General features: G+C 35.0%; 16 protein-coding genes. 9 read left to right on the top strand and 7 right to left on the bottom strand.

The genetic code is table 11. From position 1 onward, the window contains the following. Nucleotides 1–17: 17 nt before the first annotated feature. Together serC and YWA_RS0104175 are read right to left on the bottom strand one after the other, a co-directional pair. A complete protein-coding gene (gene serC, locus YWA_RS0104180) occupies nt 18–1,091 on the bottom strand; it encodes a 3-phosphoserine/phosphohydroxythreonine transaminase (protein WP_022827244.1) in 1,074 nt (357 codons plus the stop codon). 31 nt (nt 1,092–1,122) lie between these two features. Continuing rightward, the gene (locus YWA_RS0104175; protein WP_022827243.1) at nt 1,123–2,181 is read right to left on the bottom strand and encodes an acyl-CoA reductase; all 1,059 of its coding nucleotides are present in this window, start codon (nt 2,179–2,181) and stop codon (nt 1,123–1,125) included. A gap of 115 nt (nt 2,182–2,296) precedes the next feature. Between YWA_RS0104175 and YWA_RS0104170 the strand changes: the two genes are divergently transcribed. Continuing rightward, on the top strand, nt 2,297–2,647 hold the full coding sequence (locus YWA_RS0104170) for a 4Fe-4S dicluster domain-containing protein (RefSeq protein WP_022827242.1): 351 nt from the start codon (nt 2,297–2,299) through the stop codon (nt 2,645–2,647). Between the two features lie 127 nt (nt 2,648–2,774). Here YWA_RS0104170 and YWA_RS0104165 read toward each other — a convergent pair whose 3' ends face one another. Continuing rightward, the gene (locus YWA_RS0104165; protein WP_022827241.1) at nt 2,775–3,155 is read right to left on the bottom strand and encodes a RidA family protein; all 381 of its coding nucleotides are present in this window, start codon (nt 3,153–3,155) and stop codon (nt 2,775–2,777) included. A 17-nt stretch (nt 3,156–3,172) separates the two neighbouring features. After that, on the bottom strand, nt 3,173–5,950 hold the full coding sequence (locus tag YWA_RS0104160; RefSeq protein WP_022827240.1) for a putative LPS assembly protein LptD: 2,778 nt from the start codon (nt 5,948–5,950) through the stop codon (nt 3,173–3,175). A 34-nt stretch (nt 5,951–5,984) separates the two neighbouring features. Here YWA_RS0104160 and YWA_RS0104155 point away from each other — a divergent pair, with 34 nt between their 5' ends. The 8 genes from YWA_RS0104155 (at nt 5,985) to YWA_RS15295 (ending at nt 15,470) form a co-directional block, all read left to right on the top strand. Next, nucleotides 5,985–7,154, top strand: coding sequence for an N-acetylmuramoyl-L-alanine amidase family protein (locus tag YWA_RS0104155; protein WP_026718568.1), 1,170 nt, complete (start codon nt 5,985–5,987; stop codon nt 7,152–7,154). Between the two features lie 51 nt (nt 7,155–7,205). Beyond that, a complete protein-coding gene (locus YWA_RS0104150; RefSeq protein WP_022827238.1) occupies nt 7,206–8,165 on the top strand; it encodes an MlaD family protein in 960 nt (319 codons plus the stop codon). Nucleotides 8,166–8,178: 13 nt separating this feature from the next. After that, nucleotides 8,179–9,507, top strand: a complete 1,329-nt coding sequence (locus tag YWA_RS0104145) for a (Fe-S)-binding protein (protein WP_022827237.1) — start codon at nt 8,179–8,181, stop codon at nt 9,505–9,507. Between the two features lie 87 nt (nt 9,508–9,594). Continuing rightward, the gene (locus tag YWA_RS0104140; protein ID WP_022827236.1) at nt 9,595–10,386 is read left to right on the top strand and encodes a (Fe-S)-binding protein; all 792 of its coding nucleotides are present in this window, start codon (nt 9,595–9,597) and stop codon (nt 10,384–10,386) included. A gap of 40 nt (nt 10,387–10,426) precedes the next feature. Next, nucleotides 10,427–10,909: a hypothetical protein gene (locus tag YWA_RS0104135; RefSeq protein WP_022827235.1), complete on the top strand. Its 483-nt coding sequence runs from the start codon at nt 10,427–10,429 to the stop codon at nt 10,907–10,909. Between the two features lie 7 nt (nt 10,910–10,916). Further along, nucleotides 10,917–13,823: a glycoside hydrolase family 3 N-terminal domain-containing protein gene (locus YWA_RS0104130; protein ID WP_026718567.1), complete on the top strand. Its 2,907-nt coding sequence runs from the start codon at nt 10,917–10,919 to the stop codon at nt 13,821–13,823. A gap of 79 nt (nt 13,824–13,902) precedes the next feature. After that, nucleotides 13,903–15,039 carry an N-acetyl-alpha-D-glucosaminyl L-malate synthase BshA gene (bshA, locus tag YWA_RS0104125; RefSeq protein ID WP_022827233.1) on the top strand — a complete coding sequence of 379 codons (1,137 nt, stop codon included), beginning with the start codon at nt 13,903–13,905 and terminating at the stop codon, nt 15,037–15,039. Continuing rightward, nucleotides 15,036–15,470 (top strand): protease complex subunit PrcB family protein, encoded by a 435-nt coding sequence (locus YWA_RS15295; RefSeq protein ID WP_157505297.1) that lies wholly within the window; start codon nt 15,036–15,038, stop codon nt 15,468–15,470. Before bshA ends, YWA_RS15295 begins: the two co-directional genes overlap by 4 nt. 78 nt (nt 15,471–15,548) lie before the next feature. On the opposite strand, the gene YWA_RS14605 is transcribed toward YWA_RS15295, so the two are convergent. From YWA_RS14605 to YWA_RS0104105, 3 genes are all read right to left on the bottom strand, one after another. After that, the gene (locus tag YWA_RS14605) at nt 15,549–15,890 is read right to left on the bottom strand and encodes a DUF5763 domain-containing protein (RefSeq protein ID WP_022827231.1); all 342 of its coding nucleotides are present in this window, start codon (nt 15,888–15,890) and stop codon (nt 15,549–15,551) included. 218 nt (nt 15,891–16,108) lie between these two features. Further along, nucleotides 16,109–17,509, bottom strand: coding sequence for a di-heme oxidoreductase family protein (locus YWA_RS0104110; protein ID WP_022827230.1), 1,401 nt, complete (start codon nt 17,507–17,509; stop codon nt 16,109–16,111). 64 nt (nt 17,510–17,573) lie between these two features. Further along, entirely contained in the window at nt 17,574–18,743 is a 1,170-nt protein-coding gene (locus tag YWA_RS0104105; protein WP_022827229.1) for an imelysin family protein, read from the bottom strand. Nucleotides 18,744–18,912: the final 169 nt, after the last annotated feature.

The following is an 18,912-nucleotide window of genomic DNA, read 5'->3' as shown; positions in this document are numbered from 1 at the left end:
GAGAAAATCTTATGTAATTAATTTGTATATTTTTCTAATTCTTGCATCGCATTTACTAAAACGTGCACACTTTCCAATTGCAATGCGTTATACAGCGAAGCACGATAACCGCCAACCGTTCGATGTCCAAGAATTCCAGAGATTCCTTTGCTTTCGCAAATTTGTGCAAATTTATTAGTTAGCCGTGAATCTTTTAATACGAAAGTTGCGTTCATCATCGAGCGATCTTCGGCATTTGCTGTTCCTTCAAATAGTGGATTTCTGTCAATTTCTGTGTATAATAAATTAGCTTTCGCTTCGTTTTTTTCTTGTAATTTCGAAATTCCACCACTTTTTTTCAGCCATCTCAAATTTAACAATGAGGTGTAAATTGCAAAAACATTTGGCGTATTGAACATGCTTTTAGCATCAATGTGTTTTTGATAATCTAAAATACTTGGAATTTTTCTGCCTGATTTTCTTAAGATATCTTTTTTAATAACGATTAAAGTTACTCCAGCAGGACCCATATTTTTTTGAGCACCAGCATAAATTAGATCAAAATAGGAATAATCAATTGCTTTTGAAAAAATATCGGAACTCATGTCGCAAACTACGGGAATGTTTGTCTCAGGAAAATTTTTCATTTGTGTTCCGTAAATAGTATTATTTGAAGTGCAATGAAAATAGGCTGCGTCTTCGGGAATTTTATAATTCTTTGGAATGAAATTATAATTTTCATCTTTTGAAGAAGCTATAATTTCAACCTCACCAAAACTTTTTGCTTCCTTAATTGCGTTTGCTGCCCAAAGTCCGCTATCTAAATAAGCTGCTTTTTGATTTTGTGCCAATAAATTGTAGGGAACACGTAAAAATTCCATACTTGCTCCACCTTGCAAAAACAAAACTTCATATCCTTGATTTTCCAAATTCATCAATTCTAACACCAATGCTTTCGCTTCTTCTAAAATCGCAATAAAAGCGTCACTTCGGTGTGAAATTTCTAAAATTGACAATCCCGAATTGTCTAAATTTAAGACGGCTTGTGCTGCTTTTTCAAACACTTCCTGGGGAAGGATACAAGGTCCTGCACTGAAATTATGTATTTTCATAGAATAGCAATTTTAGAAAAGAAATTTTATTTTATAGTTTCAATAGAAATTCTAATGTATCCACATTATCTGCATAATCCCACAATTCAGGTTGTTGCGTTTTCCCGAAAGGAATGCTATTGGGCACTAAATTATTTGATGATATGCATTGAATTTGGTCTTTCTCATCGGCAAGTTTTGCTTTCAAAGTATCTAAATCATCATAAAATTCATAGAACACACTTGATATAGGAGAGGCGTAACTTGCATCTTCTTTAATTGTCAAAAATCCGTTATCTAATAGTTTGAAATTACTCATCAAGAAAACGGCCTTATTATAATCGTAATTATTGGCGTATTTCTCGTAATGAATTACATCTTGGTATTTGAAAATTCCTTCAAAGAATGAATCAAAAACGTAACCCTTTGGCACAAAAATCTTAGAAATATTTCTGCAACCTAATCCAAAATACCTGAAGATATCTTCACCTAAAGCTTCAAAATCTGCTGCAGTTTCAGAGCCATTTAAAACGGCTACAGAATTTCTATTTTTGCGAATAATAGAAGGTTTGTCTTTAAAGTAATATTCAAAATAACGCGCTGTATTGTTACTACCTGTTGCAATTACGGCGTCAAAATCAGTTAGCTTTCCTTCTGAGAAATGAATACAATTCAACAAAGCAGGTTCAACAGAAGTTAGATAATTGGCCAAGAATGGTAATAACATTTGGTCGTTAGAAGATGTTTTTACTTGTACATGATGACCTGAAAGCAAGACGCAAATAAAATCGTGAAAGCCAACTAGCGGAATATTTCCGGCTAAGACTAATCCAACGGTTTTTGGATTCACATTATCAAAATTATATTTTGAAAGCCATTGTTCTAAATTATCCTTAGTAAGTGCTTTAGCCCACGATTCTACAGCAAAATAAACGTTTTCTTGTGTGTACCAACCGTTGTGCGATTGCGACAATTCAATTAAGTCTAAAAAGGCAGTATAAAACAAATCGTTTTTTAAAACTTCGGGATTAGGTACGCTTTTTTCCAAGTGAAATTGGGAGAGGAATTTACCTAATTCGACTAAAGTATTTTTTTTATGTTCTAAGGTCATATTGATTTGCTTATGAAATGTTTTGGACGTAATTTTGCACAAAAATAAACCTTTTCTAAGCAATAGACAATAAGTACTTTTTTAAACGCTTAAAGTCTGTTTTAAAATATAAAAAATGGCAATCATAATAACTGATGAATGCATCAATTGTGGTGCATGTGAACCGGAATGTCCAAACACTGCAATTTACGAAGGTGCTGACGACTGGAGGTATAAAGACGGAACAAAATTAACGGGTAAAGTTGTTTTACCGGACGGAACAGAAGTGGATGCGGATGCAGTTCAAATCCCAGTTTCAGACGATTACTACTATATTGTACCAAGTAAATGTACAGAATGTAAAGGTTTCCACGACGAACCTCAATGTGCGGCTGTATGTCCTGTAGATTGTTGTGTTCCTGATGATAATCACGTTGAAAGCGATGAAACGTTACTGAACAGGAAAGCGTTTTTACACAACGAATAGATGTAAGAGAGATTATTTAATTATAATCTCTTTTTTTTTAAGAAAGTTTTTAATTTTCACAAACACAAAAAAGCCATTTCTAAACAGAAATGGCTTTTCGATATTTTATAAAAAGAAAAGTCCAAGACTACAAAACTGCAATCATCGAAATTTCAATATTTACATTTTTAGGCAAACACGCCACTTGAATTGTTTCTCGTGCAGGAGCGGTTTTTTCGTCAAAATAGGTTTCGTAAACATCATTTATTTTTCCAAAATCACCCATATTCATTATGAATATAGTAGTTTTCACTACATTTTCAAAAGTCATTCCAGCGGCTTCTAAAACTGCTTTCATGTTTTCCATCACCTGCTTGGTTTCGATTTCAATGGTTTCCGTTATCAGTTCCATTGTTACCGGATTTAAGGCAATTTGACCGGAAGTATATAATGTATTTCCTACTAAAACCGCTTGATTGTAAGGGCCAATTGGTGCGGGAGCTTTGTCCGTATAAATTATTTTTTTCATCTTTATTTGAATTATAATTATTTGATTAAACGTGCAGGCTGTGTTCTTTTTTCCCACTTAATGTCGCTCAGCATTCCTGATTTGATACCGATGAAGAATCCCCAATATGCATTTTCACCAAAAGGAGTCCAGTTGAAATCCATACGCCAACTCAATAAATCACGTTCGAAGCGAAGTTGGGTAAAAGTAACGCCTTGTTGCACAAAGTCATATCCAGTTGAAACACCTATTTTCCATTTTGGACTGATGTCAATATTTCCAGAAATCATAATTGAATTTCCTATAATTTCATTTTGACGCGTCATATTTCCGTAGGTCAATGAATACGCAAAGGTCAAATCCCATGGTAAGTCTGTTGTGAAAAACTCGGACTGTTCTTTGTTTTTGTTTTCTTCGGTAAATTGGCTTTCGCGTCGTTCACTAAAATCGACATTTGTTCCAAATAAATCATCTTCGCGACCACCATTTCTTGCACCTTGGGTGTTGTCTTTCTCTTTTTTACCGTCTCCAGTGCTGCTTAAGGAATAATTAATCGTCATATTGGCACTTGTCATTCGGAATAAACTTCCACCGTTGTCAATGTTGTATTTTTTAATTCTTTTTCCTGCATTATCAATCGCATAAGGATCAAAAGTGGCACCAAAATTAACATTCATTTTATCTTTAAACAACAAAGTTCCACCGCTTACTCGCAAAGGATCCCACTGCAATGAATCTGCCGCAATGTTATAACTTGTAGCGAAAAGAAGGTTGTTCAGCAACATCACTTTTCGCGGCGCTGCAGAAGTTGAATCCTTGCTTGTTACTTTTGCTTCAAACGTATTATTCAAGGTAAAGCCTACATTATTAGAGTACGTTTTTCCGGGTGCACCAAAAATACCGCCTTCAAATCGTGTATAGTCTTTTTGCATCGTACCACTTGCATCAAGTGCATAGGTGTCAAAATATTTCTCAAAACTCGGTGTGTAATTGTACGAAACTGAAGGCCTCATCACGTGGCGAATGGATTGAATTTTTTTGCTTTCGCCAAAGTCAAATGTTCCATAGACCGTCGTACCCACGCTGCTCGAAAAAGAATAGGTACGGTAAGCGTCAAACTTATTCACTTCGCTTTCCACGACACGTCCTTGATCTTGATCAAACTCTTTACGCAATGTTTTCAAATACCAAACTTCGTTGTAATTCACACCTGTAGAAACACTAAAATGCTTAAATACCTTAAAATTCGTATTGATTGGAATTGAATGTTGGAAACCTACTTTTGCATCTCTAAACATTTCAGATTTGAAAAACAGCGAGTCATTGGTACGAATCCTATTTTCACCTCTTAAATTATACTGAAAGTTAATGTTTTTTATGAAACCTTTTTTAGGTTGGTCTTCGGAAGCGAATGGAAAAACACGATCTACACTCAATTGTAAAGTAGGCAAAGTCATGCTTATTTCTTCCGTTTGGGTATTTTGAGAATGATTTGCAGTTACCGAAAAATTTACGCTTGGTACTGAATTAAAGGTTTTTGAATACGAGATGGACGAACTTAAGTTGTTGTTCAATTGCGATCCGACATTCATTTGGTTCAGCGAATTTCGGAAATAGGTACTACTTCCTAAGTTGACCGACGCTGAAAATCTAGAATTTGGATTTGATTTGGGATCTTGTGAATGGGTCCATTGAATGTTGTATTCATTGCTTTTTGCGTAATCCGGAAAACCGCGTTCACTTGTAATCTGGTTTTCAAAACGAATATTGACATTTCCCGTAAAGCGGTATCTTTTTGCGTAACTGGATTCAAAACGCATTGCATAACTTCCGTTCGTATAATAATCACCTAGAAATGTCAAATCATAATTATCGCTTAATGCGAAATAATAACCACCATTTTGCAGTGAATATCCTTGACGTCTTGTGTCGTTAAATGTAGGAAGAATGACTCCAGATTGACTCGTTTCTGTCATTGGAAAAAAAGCGAATGGCAATCCTATTGGTGTAGGAACGTCAGCAATGTACATATTTGTCAATCCTACTACGACTTTTTTCTTAGGAACGAATTTTGCTTTTCGCGCTAAAAAATAATATTCCGGATCATCAATATCTTCCGCAGTCGTAAATTTTACATTTTCCATAAAATAAACCGAATCATTTTCCTTTTTTGCTTTTTGAGCAATGAAATTTAATTCTCCTTGTTTACTTCGGGAATTCCAAATTAATACTTTCTTGGTTTTAAAGTTAAAACGAATGGAATCAGGTTCAACGACATTAGAACCTTGTGTAAAAACGGGACGTTGCGTAAAATTTCCTGCAGAGTCCTTGATCCTTCCTGCATAAACTTCATTCTTGGCATAATCCATTACAATGATGCCTGATTTCAGCACAACATCTAAGTAATGCAATTCAGCTTGGTTATATAAGGTAACAAGTTTCTTTTTTTGGTCGATTCGTTCGTAATCAACAGCCGTACGTTTTACAATACCTTCTAAAACAGACTTTTTCTTCTTAACGGTGTCTGATTTAGTGCTATCTAATTCTTTTTTAGGTACTTGTAAAGGTTGGATTGAAATTGTATCAGCAGCAACTTCTTTTTTTTCAGGAATTGGAACGCTTAATTTTTTAGGTTTTTCCTGCGAATGTAAATTTGAAGTTCCTAATGTTAGGAAAATGGCCGATAAAACGATATGAAATAAGTTTGTTCGCAAGAGTTTAAATGCTATTTTTGTAAAAATATGGCGTACTATTTGATGTGTCAAACTTACTATATTTTTTTCATCAAAATAAGTATTTTTATAAATTATAACCATACTGTTTTTAATTAAATTAACTTTTCTGATTCTTATGCGTATATTCAACAAGTGTAACCTTTTTATTATCATATTGTTAACTGCTGTTTCAATCAATAGTTTTGGACAGTCGACTAAGTTTAAAGTCGTACTGGATGCAGGACATGGCGGAAACGACTTTGGTGCCAGTTATCATGGTTTAGCGGAGAAAAATATTGCTTTAAGCGTGACATTAAAGGTGGGCAAAATTCTTGAAAAAAACCCGAATGTCGATGTTATTTATACTAGAAATAACGATGTTTTTGTAGAGCTAAATGAAAGAGCTCATATTGCAAATAAAAACAACGCTTCCATATTTGTTTCGATTCACTGTAATGCAAACGAAAATACTTCGGCTGAAGGATATGAAACCTATGTAATGGGTATGCACCGAAATGCATCAAATTTAGAGGTTGCAAAAAAGGAGAATGAAGTAGTGACCATGGAGAAAGATTATAAGTTGAAATACAACGGTTATGATCCAAAATCTCCGGAAAGCGCCATTGGAACTTCGTTGTTGCAAGAAGAATATATGGCAAATAGTATCTCTTTAGCAAGTCGGGTTCAGAATGGCATGGCTACTAATTTTGGACGGAAAGATAGAAGAGTGAAACAAGCAGGATTTCTTGTATTGCGTCAAATTTCAATGCCAAGAATATTAGTGGAAATGGGGTTTATTTCTAACAAGCGAGAAAGTGGTTACATGAATTCTGAAGACGGACAAGGCGAAATTGCTGCGGGAATTGCAAATGCCATCATCAGTTATAAAAATGAATTTTATGGTTCGGGTAAGAATGAACCTGCACTTGAAAAATATGTACCACAAACACCAGAAAAAGCAGAAGTAAAGGAAGTAGTTGCTCAGAAAGTTGAAAAACAAGCAGAACCGGAAGTAAAGCAACCGAAAAGCGAAGTAGATTCAACTGATAAGGGAATTGTTTTTAAGGTGCAACTTGCTGCAAGTGGAAAAAAAATTGACTTGACACCTGGTAACTTTAAAGGATTAAATGCTATTTCAGTTACTACAGATAATGGGACGCTTTATAAATATATGTACGGAAACGCGACGAATTATAACGATGCGAAACAAAATTTAGCGGAGGCAAAATCAAAAGGATTTGAAGGAGCTTACATCGTTGCATTTAAAGATGGGACGAAAATTAATTTGCAGGAAGCCATTAAATAGGCTCATCTTTCAATATTTTGTTATAAATTTGTCTATAAAAAGCGCTACATTTTGAAAATTACAAGAGAAATTAAAACCGCAATACTTGTTATTGCTTCGATATTATTATTTATTTGGGGATATAGTTTTCTTCAAGGTAGAGATTTACTGACTTCATACCGCATGTTCTACGTTCAGTACGACAATGTTGAAGGACTTGCTACTTCAGCTCCTGTCACCATTAACGGATTGATTGTTGGTCGAATTACTAAAATTGAATTGGTTCCTTCTACAGCTAAATTACAAGTAGAACTTCAAATTAAAAACGATTTTCCAATTTCAAAATCAAGTACAATTGATATTTATGAGCCAGGATTAATTGGTGGTAAACAAATTCAGATTGTTCCAAATCTACAAGACAACGATATGGCTGAATCAGGTCATGTATTTACCGGCCGTATCATTCCTGGACTGACTTCATTAGTAGGTGAAAAATTAACTCCTCTGCAGGAAAAAATTGAGAAAGTAGCCGTTAGTGCGGATGTACTTTTGAATAATTTAAATCAGGTTTTAGATGATAAATCTAAAGCGAATTTAAGAGAAAGCATTGCCAAGTTAAATAGTTTAATGGATGAATTTGCAAAAGCGGGTAAAAATGTAAACCAAATCATCGATAAGAATCAAGCGAATATTGATGGTTCATTGGCGAACTTAAAAAAGACTACTGCAAATTTTTCTAAAATCTCAGATACATTGGCGAAAGCTAAAATTGGTCAGGCCATCAAACATTTTGAACATTCTTTGAAAAGTGTGGACAATATGATCAGTAATTTGGATAAAGGTAAAGGTTCCTTAGGCAAACTATTGAATGACGATGCATTGTATAAAAACTTGAATTCGACTTCTACTGAATTAGAATTGTTATTACAAGATTTGCGTTTAAATCCTACTCGATACATAAATGTTTCTTTATTTGGTAAGAAAAACAAGCCTTACGTCGCACCCAAACCTCAAGACACGATCTCAAACTAACAGCGTATAAACGATGAATTACTTAGACAATATATTATTTGCAATTTTACTTATTCTGGGAATTGGTTATTTTACAATTAATGTTAAAAAGTTAATTAGAAATATAAAATTAGGAAAAGATATTGATCGTTCTGACCGAAAAGGGGAACGATGGAACAATATGTTTATGATTGCTTTAGGCCAATCAAAAATGGTTAAAAGACCAGTTGCAGGATTCTTGCATGTTATCGTTTATGTAGGTTTTATTGTGATCAATATTGAAGTTTTAGAAATTGTTATTGATGGACTTTTTGGAACGCACCGTGTATTTTCATTCATGGGAAGTTTTTACAATGTACTAATTGGCTCTTTTGAAATTTTAGCGGTTTTAGTTTTGGTAGCTGTTGTGATCTTTTTCATCAGAAGAAATATTATCAAACTGAAGCGATTTGTCAGTTCAGATTTAAAAGGATGGCCAAAATCAGATGGTAACATCATCTTGTATTTTGAAGTCGTATTAATGAGTTTGTTTTTATTAATGAATGCTACTGATTTCCATTTGCAAAACGTTGCTGGTGGTTTTATGCATTTTCATCCTGCAGGTTCATTTCCGATCAGTCAATACATTTCTGCACTTTTCGAAGGTGTACCAAATGGAACAGTTTACGTTATTGAACGTGCGGCTTGGTGGTTGCACATCACTGGTATTTTGATTTTCTTAAATTATTTATACTTTTCAAAACACCTTCATATTTTATTGGCATTTCCAAACACTTATTTTGCGAATTTAAATCCGCTAGGTAAGTTTGAAAATTTAGAAGCAGTTACTGCCGAAGTAAAGATGATGATGGATCCAAATGCGGATCCGTATGCTGCAGCACCAGCAGATGCAGTTCCAGCAAAATTTGGCGCATCAGATGTAGAAGATTTAAATTGGGTTCAATTGCTGAATGCGTATACGTGTACGGAATGTGGTCGTTGTACCAGTGTTTGTCCGGCAAATATTACAGGCAAGAAATTATCTCCTCGTAAAATTATGATGGATACGCGTGACCGTTTAGAGGAAGTAGGTAAAAATATTGATGCAAATAAAGGCGTTTTTATTCCAGATGATAAAACACTATTAAATGATTACATCACACCAGAAGAATTGTGGGCTTGTACTTCTTGTAACGCTTGTGTTGAAGAATGTCCTGTAAATATCAGTCCGCTTTCCATTATTATGGATATGCGTCAATATTTAGTAATGGAGCAAAGTGCTGCACCAATGCCTCTAAATGCAATGATGACAAACATTGAAAACAACGGAGCGCCATGGCAATACAACCAGCAAGATCGCTTGAACTGGAGAGACGAAAATTAAGTTAATGCAATCAGGAAATTATTCGCAAAAAGAAAAGTAAAACGGTTTTAGTAAAGCCAATTATTATACTATAAAATAAAATTTACAATGTCAGAAAATATAGTGGTACCAACAATGGCAGAAATGTTAGCACAAGGCAAACAACCAGAAGTCCTTTTTTGGGTAGGTTGTGCTGGAAGTTTTGACGATAGAGCCAAAAAAATCACCAAAGCTTTTGTAAAAATTTTGAATCGTGCAAATGTTTCGTTTGCCGTTTTAGGTGCTGAAGAAAGTTGCACTGGAGATCCAGCAAAAAGAGCGGGGAATGAGTTTTTGTTCCAAATGCAAGCGATGATGAATATTGAAGTTTTAAACGCTTACGAAGCTAAGAAAATTGTAACCGCTTGTCCACACTGTTTCAATACGATTAAAAATGAATATCCTGAATTAGGTGGTATTTATGAAGTAGTTCACCATACTCAGTTTTTAAAATCATTATTAGACGAAGGCCGATTATCTATTGAAGGTGGTAAATTCAAAGGTAAGCGAATTACTTTTCACGATCCTTGTTATTTAGGTCGTGCCAATAAGGTTTATGAAGCACCACGTGATTTGATTTCAAAATTAGATGCTGAACTTGTTGAGATGAAACGCTCTAAAGCAAACGGATTGTGTTGTGGAGCAGGTGGAGCACAAATGTTTAAAGATGCTGAACCTGGAGATAAGGAAATCAACATCGAAAGAACAGAAGAAGCTCTGGAATTAAAACCTGATTTTATTGCTACAGGCTGTCCTTTTTGTAACACAATGATGACGGATGGTGTGAAAGGCAAAAATAAAGAAGGCGACGTTAAAGTAATGGATATTGCGGAAATGATTGCTAATGCTGAAGATTTATAAGAATAGCTGTTCTATTCTTGATTACTAAAAAAAATATATTATGTACGTTCCTTTTGATACACTTCCCGAAGAATCCAAAATTTGGATTTACCAATCCAACCGAAAATTTTCAGATGATGAAATGGCTGAAATTGAAACAGATTTGAAAGAATTTGTCGAAAATTGGGCCGCTCACGGAACAGGATTGTCTGCTTCGTATTTGTTAAAATACAACCGATTTATAATTTTAGCTGTAAATCAGGAAGAGCAAGCGGCAACAGGTTGTTCAATTGATTCTTCTGTGGCTTTCATTCAAAGTCTAGAGAAAAAATACAACGTTGATTTACTGGACAAAATGAATGTTACGTTTAAAGTAGGCGAACATGTAGCACACAAAACATTGATTGACTTCAAAAAAATGGCTAAAGACAAAGCGGTTACAGGCGAAACCATCGTCTTTAATAATTTAGTCAACAACATCGCCGAATTTAACGAATCGTGGGAAACTCCAGCATTGGATAGTTGGCACGGACGTTTTTTTTAAAATACATATGAACAAATTTATACTGATGCTGATTTTTTTAAGTCAGCTTTCTTTTTCTCAGACCAATTCGTTTTCAAAAAACACTTCAGAATCCCAAGTAAAATGGGTTGACAGCGTTTACAACCAGATGACTTTAGACGAACGTATTGGCCAATTATTTATGGTTGCAGCCTATTCTAACAAAGATTCTGTCCACGTAAATTCCATCGATAAATTGGTGTCCAATTATAAAATAGGTGGACTTATCTTTTTTCAAGGTGGTCCAAAACGCCAAGCACGATTGACAAATCGTTATCAAAAGAAATCAAATCTTCCTTTATTTATAGGAATAGATGCGGAATGGGGTTTAGCCATGCGATTGGATTCTGTGGCACGTTTTCCTTGGAACATGACCTTAGGAGCGATTCAGGATACTTTATTGATTGAAAAAGTGGGTGAGGCCTACGCCAAACAAAGTAAGCGAATGGGCATTCAGTTCAATTTTGCTCCGGTTTTAGACATCAATACCAATCCTAAAAATCCAATCATCGGAAACCGTTCTTTTGGCGAAAGCAAGGAAAACGTAACCCGAAGTGCAATGGCATTGATGAAAGGAATTCAGAACAACGGCGTTTTTGCAACCGGAAAACATTTTCCAGGTCATGGCGCGACTTCCACAGATTCGCATTATTCACTTCCCACAGTCGATTTTACTAAAGAACATATTGAAGAAGTGGAACTTTATCCGTACAAAAAACTTTTTGCAGCCGGACTTGCTTCTGTTATGGTGGCGCATTTGAATGTACCTAGTTTAGAATCTCGTGAAAATTTTCCTTCGTCGTTATCATACAATATTGTAACTAATATTCTCCAAAAACAACTGGGTTTTGATGGACTGATTTTTACGGATGCATTGAACATGAAAGGGGCAAGTAATTTCAAAAAACCAGGCGAAATTGATCTTGCAGCATTCATGGCAGGAAATGATATTTTGCTCTTTCCAGAAAATGTTCCTTTAGCTTTAGAGAAAATTTGTGTAGCCTATCAGGACTCATTGATTTCTGAAGAGCGTTTGCAACATTCGGTTAAAAAGATTTTGAATTTCAAATATAAAGCTGGTTTGAATAATTATAAACCAATTGATACATTGAATTTATATGAAGATTTGAATCCGGCAAAAGACAAAGCATTCCAATATCAATTGTATGAAAATGCAATCACGGTAGTTCGGAACCGAGATGAAATTTTACCACTCAAAAACTTCGACAAAGAGCGAATTGCTTATGTAAAAATGGGTGACGACAGTCATTCTACTTTTTTATCTACTTTGCAAAATTATACAGAAGTAACTGAAATAAAGGACGACAATATTGATTCTCTATTGGTAAAATTACAGCCGTTTACAAAGGTAATTGTTGGCTTCCATAAAGCAGATGGCGCTTGGAAAAGTCATGATTTTAAACCGAATGAAATGGCTAGATTGGATTCAATTGCAAAATACAAACACATTATTTTAGACGTTTTTGCAAAACCATATTCACTTCTTTCTTTCGACGGTTTCGACGACTATGATGCTTTAGTAGTTTCGTATCAAAATACGGATGTAGCTCAAATTGTTTCTAGTGAAATAATCTTTGGAGCCGTTAGTTCTAAAGGAAAACTTCCGGTTTCAATAAGTAAATTATATCCGGTAAATCACGGATTAGAAACAAAATCAATTAATGTATTGGGTTTTTCTGCTCCTGAAAATGTGAATATGAGTTCCGTAAAATTGGCACAAATTGACAAAATCGTTCAAAAAGCGATTGCTGCTAAAATGACACCAGGAGCTCAAGTGCTGATTGCAAAAGATGGAAAGATTGTCTACCAGAAAGCATTTGGTTCACCTACTTATGAAAATAAAGTCAAAGTCAAAAATACTGACTTATATGATGTGGCTTCTTTGACTAAAATCATCGCTACCTTGCCAATTGTAATGCAAGAATTTGATAAAGGTAAAATCAATACCAACACTACTTTAGGTCAAATGCTACCCGATTTTAAAAATTCAAATAAAAGCAGTATTACCTTTACTGATTTGCTTTCACACCAGGCTCAACTGCAAGCTTGGGAACCTTTTTATAAAGCAACTTTAAATGAAGAAGGAAAGCCGAGTGAGAAATACTATAGAAAATTTGTCAACGAACAGTTTAGTAAAAAAGTAGCGGATAGTTTATACTTGAGAAATGACTACCAAGACACGATCATCAACAAAATTAAGATCAGTGCGCTTTTACCGAAGAAAGAATACAAGTACAGCGATTTTACTTTTATTTTGTTGAAAGAATATTTAGAGAAGTTAACGCATCAACCGTTGAATATTTTGGCTTACGATCATTTCTTTCAGCCGTTAGGAATGAATTCAACTTTATACAATCCGCTGAATAAATTTCCTGCAACAAAAATAATTCCAACTGAAATTGATACTTATTTCAGGTACCAAAAACTACAAGGTTATGTGCACGATATGGAAGCGGCAATGGAAGGTGGAGTAGCAGGTCATGCTGGAATTTTTTCGAACAGTATGGACGTGGCGAAATTGATGCAAATGTATTTACAGAAAGGCAATTATGGTGGGAAAACCTATTTTTCACCTCGTACTTTTGATACTTTTAATACCCGTTATTTTGAAGCAACAGGAAGTCGTCGTGGGCTTGGATTTGATAAGCAACAATTACCTGGAACTTCGGGGCCAACATGTGGTTGTGCTTCTGCAAGTAGTTTTGGACACACTGGGTTTACAGGAACTATGGCATGGGCCGATTCTGAACATAATTTAGTATATATCTTTCTATCAAACAGAACGTTCCCTGATTCGAATTTGCCAAATGAACTTTCAAAGGCAAATATCCGTGAAGATATTCAAAAAGTGATTTATGAAGCGATCGAAAACTAAGTATAACACACGTTAAAGTTATTTAAAAAAAAGAGAACTAGGTCGTAATTTTGTACATTCGTGAGATTAAAAAATTCGAATGAAAATTGCAATTGTTTGTTATCCTACCTTTGGTGGAAGTGGAGTAGTGGCTACAGAATTAGGTTTAGAATTAGCACGAAGAGGCCACGAAATACACTTCATTACGTATCGGCAACCTGTTCGATTAGCGCTATTAAATCCAAATGTGTTCTACCACGAAGTAAATGTTCCCGAATATGCTTTGTTTCATTACCAACCCTACGAATTAGCACTTTCGAGCAAACTTGTAGACATGGTGAAATTATATCAAATTGAATTGATGCATGTTCATTATGCAATTCCACATGCTTATGCAGGTTATATGGCGAAGCAAATGTTGAAAGACGAAGGCATTGACATTCCAATGGTCACTACGCTTCACGGAACGGATATTACTTTAGTAGGAAGCCATCCCTTTTATAAATCAGCGGTTACTTTTAGTATCAATAAATCAGATTACGTGACCTCTGTTTCAGAAAGTTTGAAACAAGACACGTTGAAACTTTTCAATATTAAAAAGGAAATTGAAGTAATTCCGAATTTCATTGAATTGGTAAAAAATACTGAAGACCACACACTTCCTTGCAGTCGTTCTGTTATGGCTACAGAAAATCAAAAAATCCTTACACACATTAGTAATTTTAGAAAAGTAAAACGCATTCCAGATGTGATTGAAATTTTCTATAAAATTCAACAAAAATTAGACGTAAAACTAATGATGGTTGGCGACGGACCAGAACGTGAAAAGGCAGAAATTCAGTGTGAAGAATTGGGTATCACCAATAAAGTTATTTTCTTTGGAAATAGTAATGAGGTGGATCGCATCTTAAGTTACACAGATTTATTTTTATTGCCTTCTGAAACTGAGAGTTTTGGTTTAGCAGCTTTAGAAGCAATGGCTTGGGGGGTTCCTGTAATATCAAGTAATTCTGGTGGTTTGCCTGAAGTAAATTTTGAAGGTGTTTCGGGGTATTTAAGTGATGTTGGCGATACAGATGATATGGCTAAAAAAGCAATTTCTATTTTAGAAGACGACGACAATTTGTGTCTGTTTAAAAAGAACGCATTAGAAGTGGCAAAGAAATTTGACATCATCAACATTTTACCTTTATACGAATCGCTTTATGAAAAAGCGCTAAAAGCTAAAGTAAAGTGAAAAGTAGCTACTTAATTCCTTTCGTATTTTTACTATTTGCATGCAACACGAAGAAAGATGCCATGACCGATAAATCCAAAAAAGCAAGTTTAGTTACCACAATTTATACGTCACAATATCAGGGAAGAGAATCTGAATCCAATATAATTATTGATAATCAAAAAGATTTAGTTGCATTATTCAAATCCGTTGGAGCTGAAGAGATGCCAAATATTGATTTTTCTAAAAACCAAGTTGTAGCTTTATTCTTAGGAACAAAAAGTACCGGAGGTTTTCGAATTTCCATCGATCGGGTAGAAGAATCGGAGGGAAAGATCTATGTGTTTAAAAAGATTGAAACCCCAAAAGCAGATGAGATGGTCACAATGGCATTAACAAATCCATTTGTAATTGCAGAAATTCACAGTAAAAAGGAAATTGTTTTTGAATAAATTACAATCCGTATTTTTAAAGAATGTCTGTTTTTGTTGGTATTAAAAACAAAGCGAAAATTACTTTTACGATTTGTTTTAATCTGGATTGTGTTGAAAGCAATAGCCATTTCCAATAGAGGTTTTGTGTTTGCATCGCGAACCAGCTTTCGTTTTTCCTTTGCATTGAACCGTACTCGAACTTCCTTTGGTACTTTTCTTTATGGATAGTTTCGAATTATTTTGTAGTGGAGGTTTGCAAATTTTACACGGCAATAAGCCAAGTTCTAATGCGGCACCAATTGTAATTCCTTTAGAAACATTTGTCACCATTCTGCAGTTAGCCAAATGATATTTTGTGCCTGAAGGTGTTTTATAAACCGTTTGACTGCTAGCGTTAAAAGTAAAGAGTATCAGAAAAAGAAATGCAATTTGTTTCATTTTTTCATTTAAAATTTATTCAAAAAAATAGCAGTCAAATTTGCGATTACAGTTGGCAATGGCAAATAGAATTACGTTACAAATATATAACTATTTTAAAACGAAAAAGTTGACTTTCGAATTGTACAATTAATAGTTGGCAATATTAATTTTGTACTCTAAAAAAAATCCCAAGAAAAAAATCTCTTGGGATAATCAAACTAACTATAAATAAAAAATCAAAGCGTATTCATAAACTGCAATAAGTCTTTTCTGTTTTGTAGTGAAAGCTTTTTGTAGTTGGATTTTGAAACCTGAGCTTCACCACCATGCCACAAAATTGCTTCTTCAATACTTCTTGCTCGACCATCGTGCATTAAAAATGTAGATTTATTAACGGTATTCAGTAAGCCAATACCCCATAAAGCAGGAGTTCGCCATTCGGTTCCACTTGCTAAAAAATCAGGAGCATTATCTGCTAAATCGTTTCCCATATCGTGCAAAAGCAAGTCAGTATAGGGACGAATGGTTTGATTTCTTAATGCGACAATCGGATGTGTATTTCCTGTTTGCAATTTAGGAATGTGACAATTTGCACAACCAATAGCATTAAATGTTTTCTTGCCTTTCAAAACATTTTGATTCTTGAAATCACGTTGTACCGGAACTGCTAACGTACTGGCGTATAAAGCGACTTTGTCTAAATTGCTATCTGTAATTTCAGGTGAACCGCCGTTAGGAATGGCATCACAATCCATTCCTGGAGGACAATTTTCGTTCGGAAATAAAACGGAAGTTATTCCCATATCGCCACTAAATGCAGCAGCAACTTGCTGTTTGACATTCGGTTGATTTGCTTTCCAGCCAAATCGTCCCATTACCGTTTTATTCTTGGCAATATCATGGACGTAATTTGGCCGACCTGAAATCCCGTCTCCATCCATATCGTTTGGATCTGCCAAATTCAAAAGCGTTTGTTCCTCCAAAGCTTCCAGTAATCCCAGTCCAATAATTTGATTGGCTAATCGAGGTGAAATTCGAATTCCCGAAGTAAGATTTCCGTAACCAGGAGTAGCAATATTATAAACTGGTTTTTTAAGTACAACTTGAGTTCCATCGGCAAAATATTCTGTGATATCTTGGTACGTAATGGTAAAATTTCCTTTCACGGTTTGTCCTAAAATAGCGTTGTCTTGCAATTGATGCCCATAAATAGGATCGGGAAGCGTCGATCCATCAGATGCGAATCCATCTGTACTCAATCGCAGTAAAAGTCCGCGAGCTGTTTCTCCATCAAAACTCGGTGGTCTTCCTCGTCCGTCTTTAAAGTGACAACTTGCACATGCAACTGCATTGAAAAAGGGGCCTAAACCATCTCGAGCGGTTGTGGATGCAGGAGCAGAAACCCAACTTTGGCGAAAAAAAGAATTTCCTGTTCCAAAAGCTGCTCGTTCTTCAAAAGTCAACTGAGAAGCTGCAAAACCAAATGCTTCTTCTGATGCATTGAAAACAGTCGTACTTCCGCCTAAGAGTTCTTCACCACTTTCAACGGAAATTGTTTCATAGTCGTCGTCTTTTTGACATCCCACAAATGAAATCAACGTTATAAATAAAACTACTTTTAAGCACTTCTTTATCATTTTTTAAACTGTAAAAAGTGGCCTTGACTAAAGACCACCTTTGTTATTATTTTATTTTAGAGTACTAATTATTAACTAAAATGCCAATCTTTGCGGCACCAGCTAACAAATTTGATCCGTAATCGTCCAACTGTAATACGGCCGCTTGTACTTTCAAACCTTCAGCGGTCGACGGACCTCCTGCGATTGCCAAGTCAAAAGGAGTTAAAATTTGAGCTACTTTTGCTAGCGCTTGTGTTTCTGCAGTTGCTGTAGCATTAAAAATAGTAGCATCTGCGTTTTCAACTAAATCTGCTAAAGACGGACCATTAATTGAACCGTATGTTCCTTGATATACGTTAACGACACCTTTCAGGTTCAAATAAATATCACGGTGTGTATAGTCACTAAAGCACGAATGTTCGTCTTCTTGATCTGCATTTCCCAAAGCAACATTCATTCGTTCAATAGGCAATTCTGCTAAAACGAGCGTGGTTATTCCCAAGTACATATTTTTTAAAGCTGTATTTTCCGGTAAAGCTAAAAATATCGTTCTGTACGCACCACCTGGTTTCCATTGGTTCACCATATATTGCAAATGATCAGTCAATAAATCTGCACAAACATTTAAGTAAGTCGCGCGTCTTGCTTGATTTTCAGCAGTACCATTCACTAAATAATCTGTATAAGGTCTTTGCCCTGGTAAGTTGTCAGCCGGATCTGTTAAATCTTGGCCCCATAATAAAAATTCAATCGCATGGTAACCCACACTAATGTTTTTCTCTCCACCATTTTCATTCAAGTCCGTTAGAAGTTCTTTTGAAATTATAGGATACGTATTTGTTGCATTAATGATTCCTGCATCTAAATTACCAACTACATAATCCACAAAATTTTCGTCCAGTGGCCAAGCATTCATCAACGCTTCTGGTCCATTTTCGTCATCGATGGGTCCATTTGCAAAACGGAAAGCTTCGGTAGTTCCGTAACTTTCACGTGCTTCTTTCCATTTCTTTTTTGCAAACGTAAAATTTGCGTCGGTAGGATTGGAGGTGAATGTAGTGATGGAATTTTCTAAAACTGCAGCATCATCATACGCTTTCTTATAATTGTTATAAGCAATATCAGCATAATTTTCGATAACCTCTTTTTTTGTAACGTTCTCATTTGTAACTGAATTATCGTCGTTACTGCATGATACTATTAAAAATGTTCCTGCTAAAATGAATGAAACCTTGAAGTACAATCTTTTCATTGTAGAATGTTTATTTGGATTAATTAAATTTAAGCAAATATATAATGTTTAAAAAATACTTGCAAATTTATTTAGAACTAATTTAAATAGCTTAAAAGTTATTTAGAATTATTATAAATATTTCTTGCAGAATATAAAATCAGCTAGTACATTTGCACTTTATTTTAAT

The organism is Flavobacterium antarcticum DSM 19726 (genome assembly GCF_000419685.1).
Taxonomy (GTDB): domain Bacteria; phylum Bacteroidota; class Bacteroidia; order Flavobacteriales; family Flavobacteriaceae; genus Flavobacterium; species Flavobacterium antarcticum.
This window is presented reverse-complemented; position numbering and strand designations above follow the sequence as displayed.

Excerpts from the sequence above, each read along its gene's own strand:
- serC (WP_022827244.1), bottom strand. The coding sequence starts at position 1,091 with ATGAAAATACATAATTTCAGTGCAGGACCTTGTATCCTTCCCCAGGAA.
- YWA_RS0104175 (WP_022827243.1), bottom strand. The coding sequence starts at position 2,181 with ATGACCTTAGAACATAAAAAAAATACTTTAGTCGAATTAGGTAAATTC.
- YWA_RS0104170 (WP_022827242.1), top strand. The coding sequence starts at position 2,297 with ATGGCAATCATAATAACTGATGAATGCATCAATTGTGGTGCATGTGAA.
- YWA_RS0104165 (WP_022827241.1), bottom strand. The coding sequence starts at position 3,155 with ATGAAAAAAATAATTTATACGGACAAAGCTCCCGCACCAATTGGCCCT.
- YWA_RS0104160 (WP_022827240.1), bottom strand. The coding sequence starts at position 5,950 with ATGGTTATAATTTATAAAAATACTTATTTTGATGAAAAAAATATAGTA.
- YWA_RS0104155 (WP_026718568.1), top strand. The coding sequence starts at position 5,985 with ATGCGTATATTCAACAAGTGTAACCTTTTTATTATCATATTGTTAACT.
- YWA_RS0104145 (WP_022827237.1), top strand. The coding sequence starts at position 8,179 with ATGAATTACTTAGACAATATATTATTTGCAATTTTACTTATTCTGGGA.
- YWA_RS0104140 (WP_022827236.1), top strand. The coding sequence starts at position 9,595 with ATGTCAGAAAATATAGTGGTACCAACAATGGCAGAAATGTTAGCACAA.
- YWA_RS0104135 (WP_022827235.1), top strand. The coding sequence starts at position 10,427 with ATGTACGTTCCTTTTGATACACTTCCCGAAGAATCCAAAATTTGGATT.
- YWA_RS0104130 (WP_026718567.1), top strand. The coding sequence starts at position 10,917 with ATGAACAAATTTATACTGATGCTGATTTTTTTAAGTCAGCTTTCTTTT.
- bshA (WP_022827233.1), top strand. The coding sequence starts at position 13,903 with ATGAAAATTGCAATTGTTTGTTATCCTACCTTTGGTGGAAGTGGAGTA.
- YWA_RS14605 (WP_022827231.1), bottom strand. The coding sequence starts at position 15,890 with ATGAAACAAATTGCATTTCTTTTTCTGATACTCTTTACTTTTAACGCT.
- YWA_RS0104110 (WP_022827230.1), bottom strand. The coding sequence starts at position 17,509 with ATGATAAAGAAGTGCTTAAAAGTAGTTTTATTTATAACGTTGATTTCA.
- YWA_RS0104105 (WP_022827229.1), bottom strand. The coding sequence starts at position 18,743 with ATGAAAAGATTGTACTTCAAGGTTTCATTCATTTTAGCAGGAACATTT.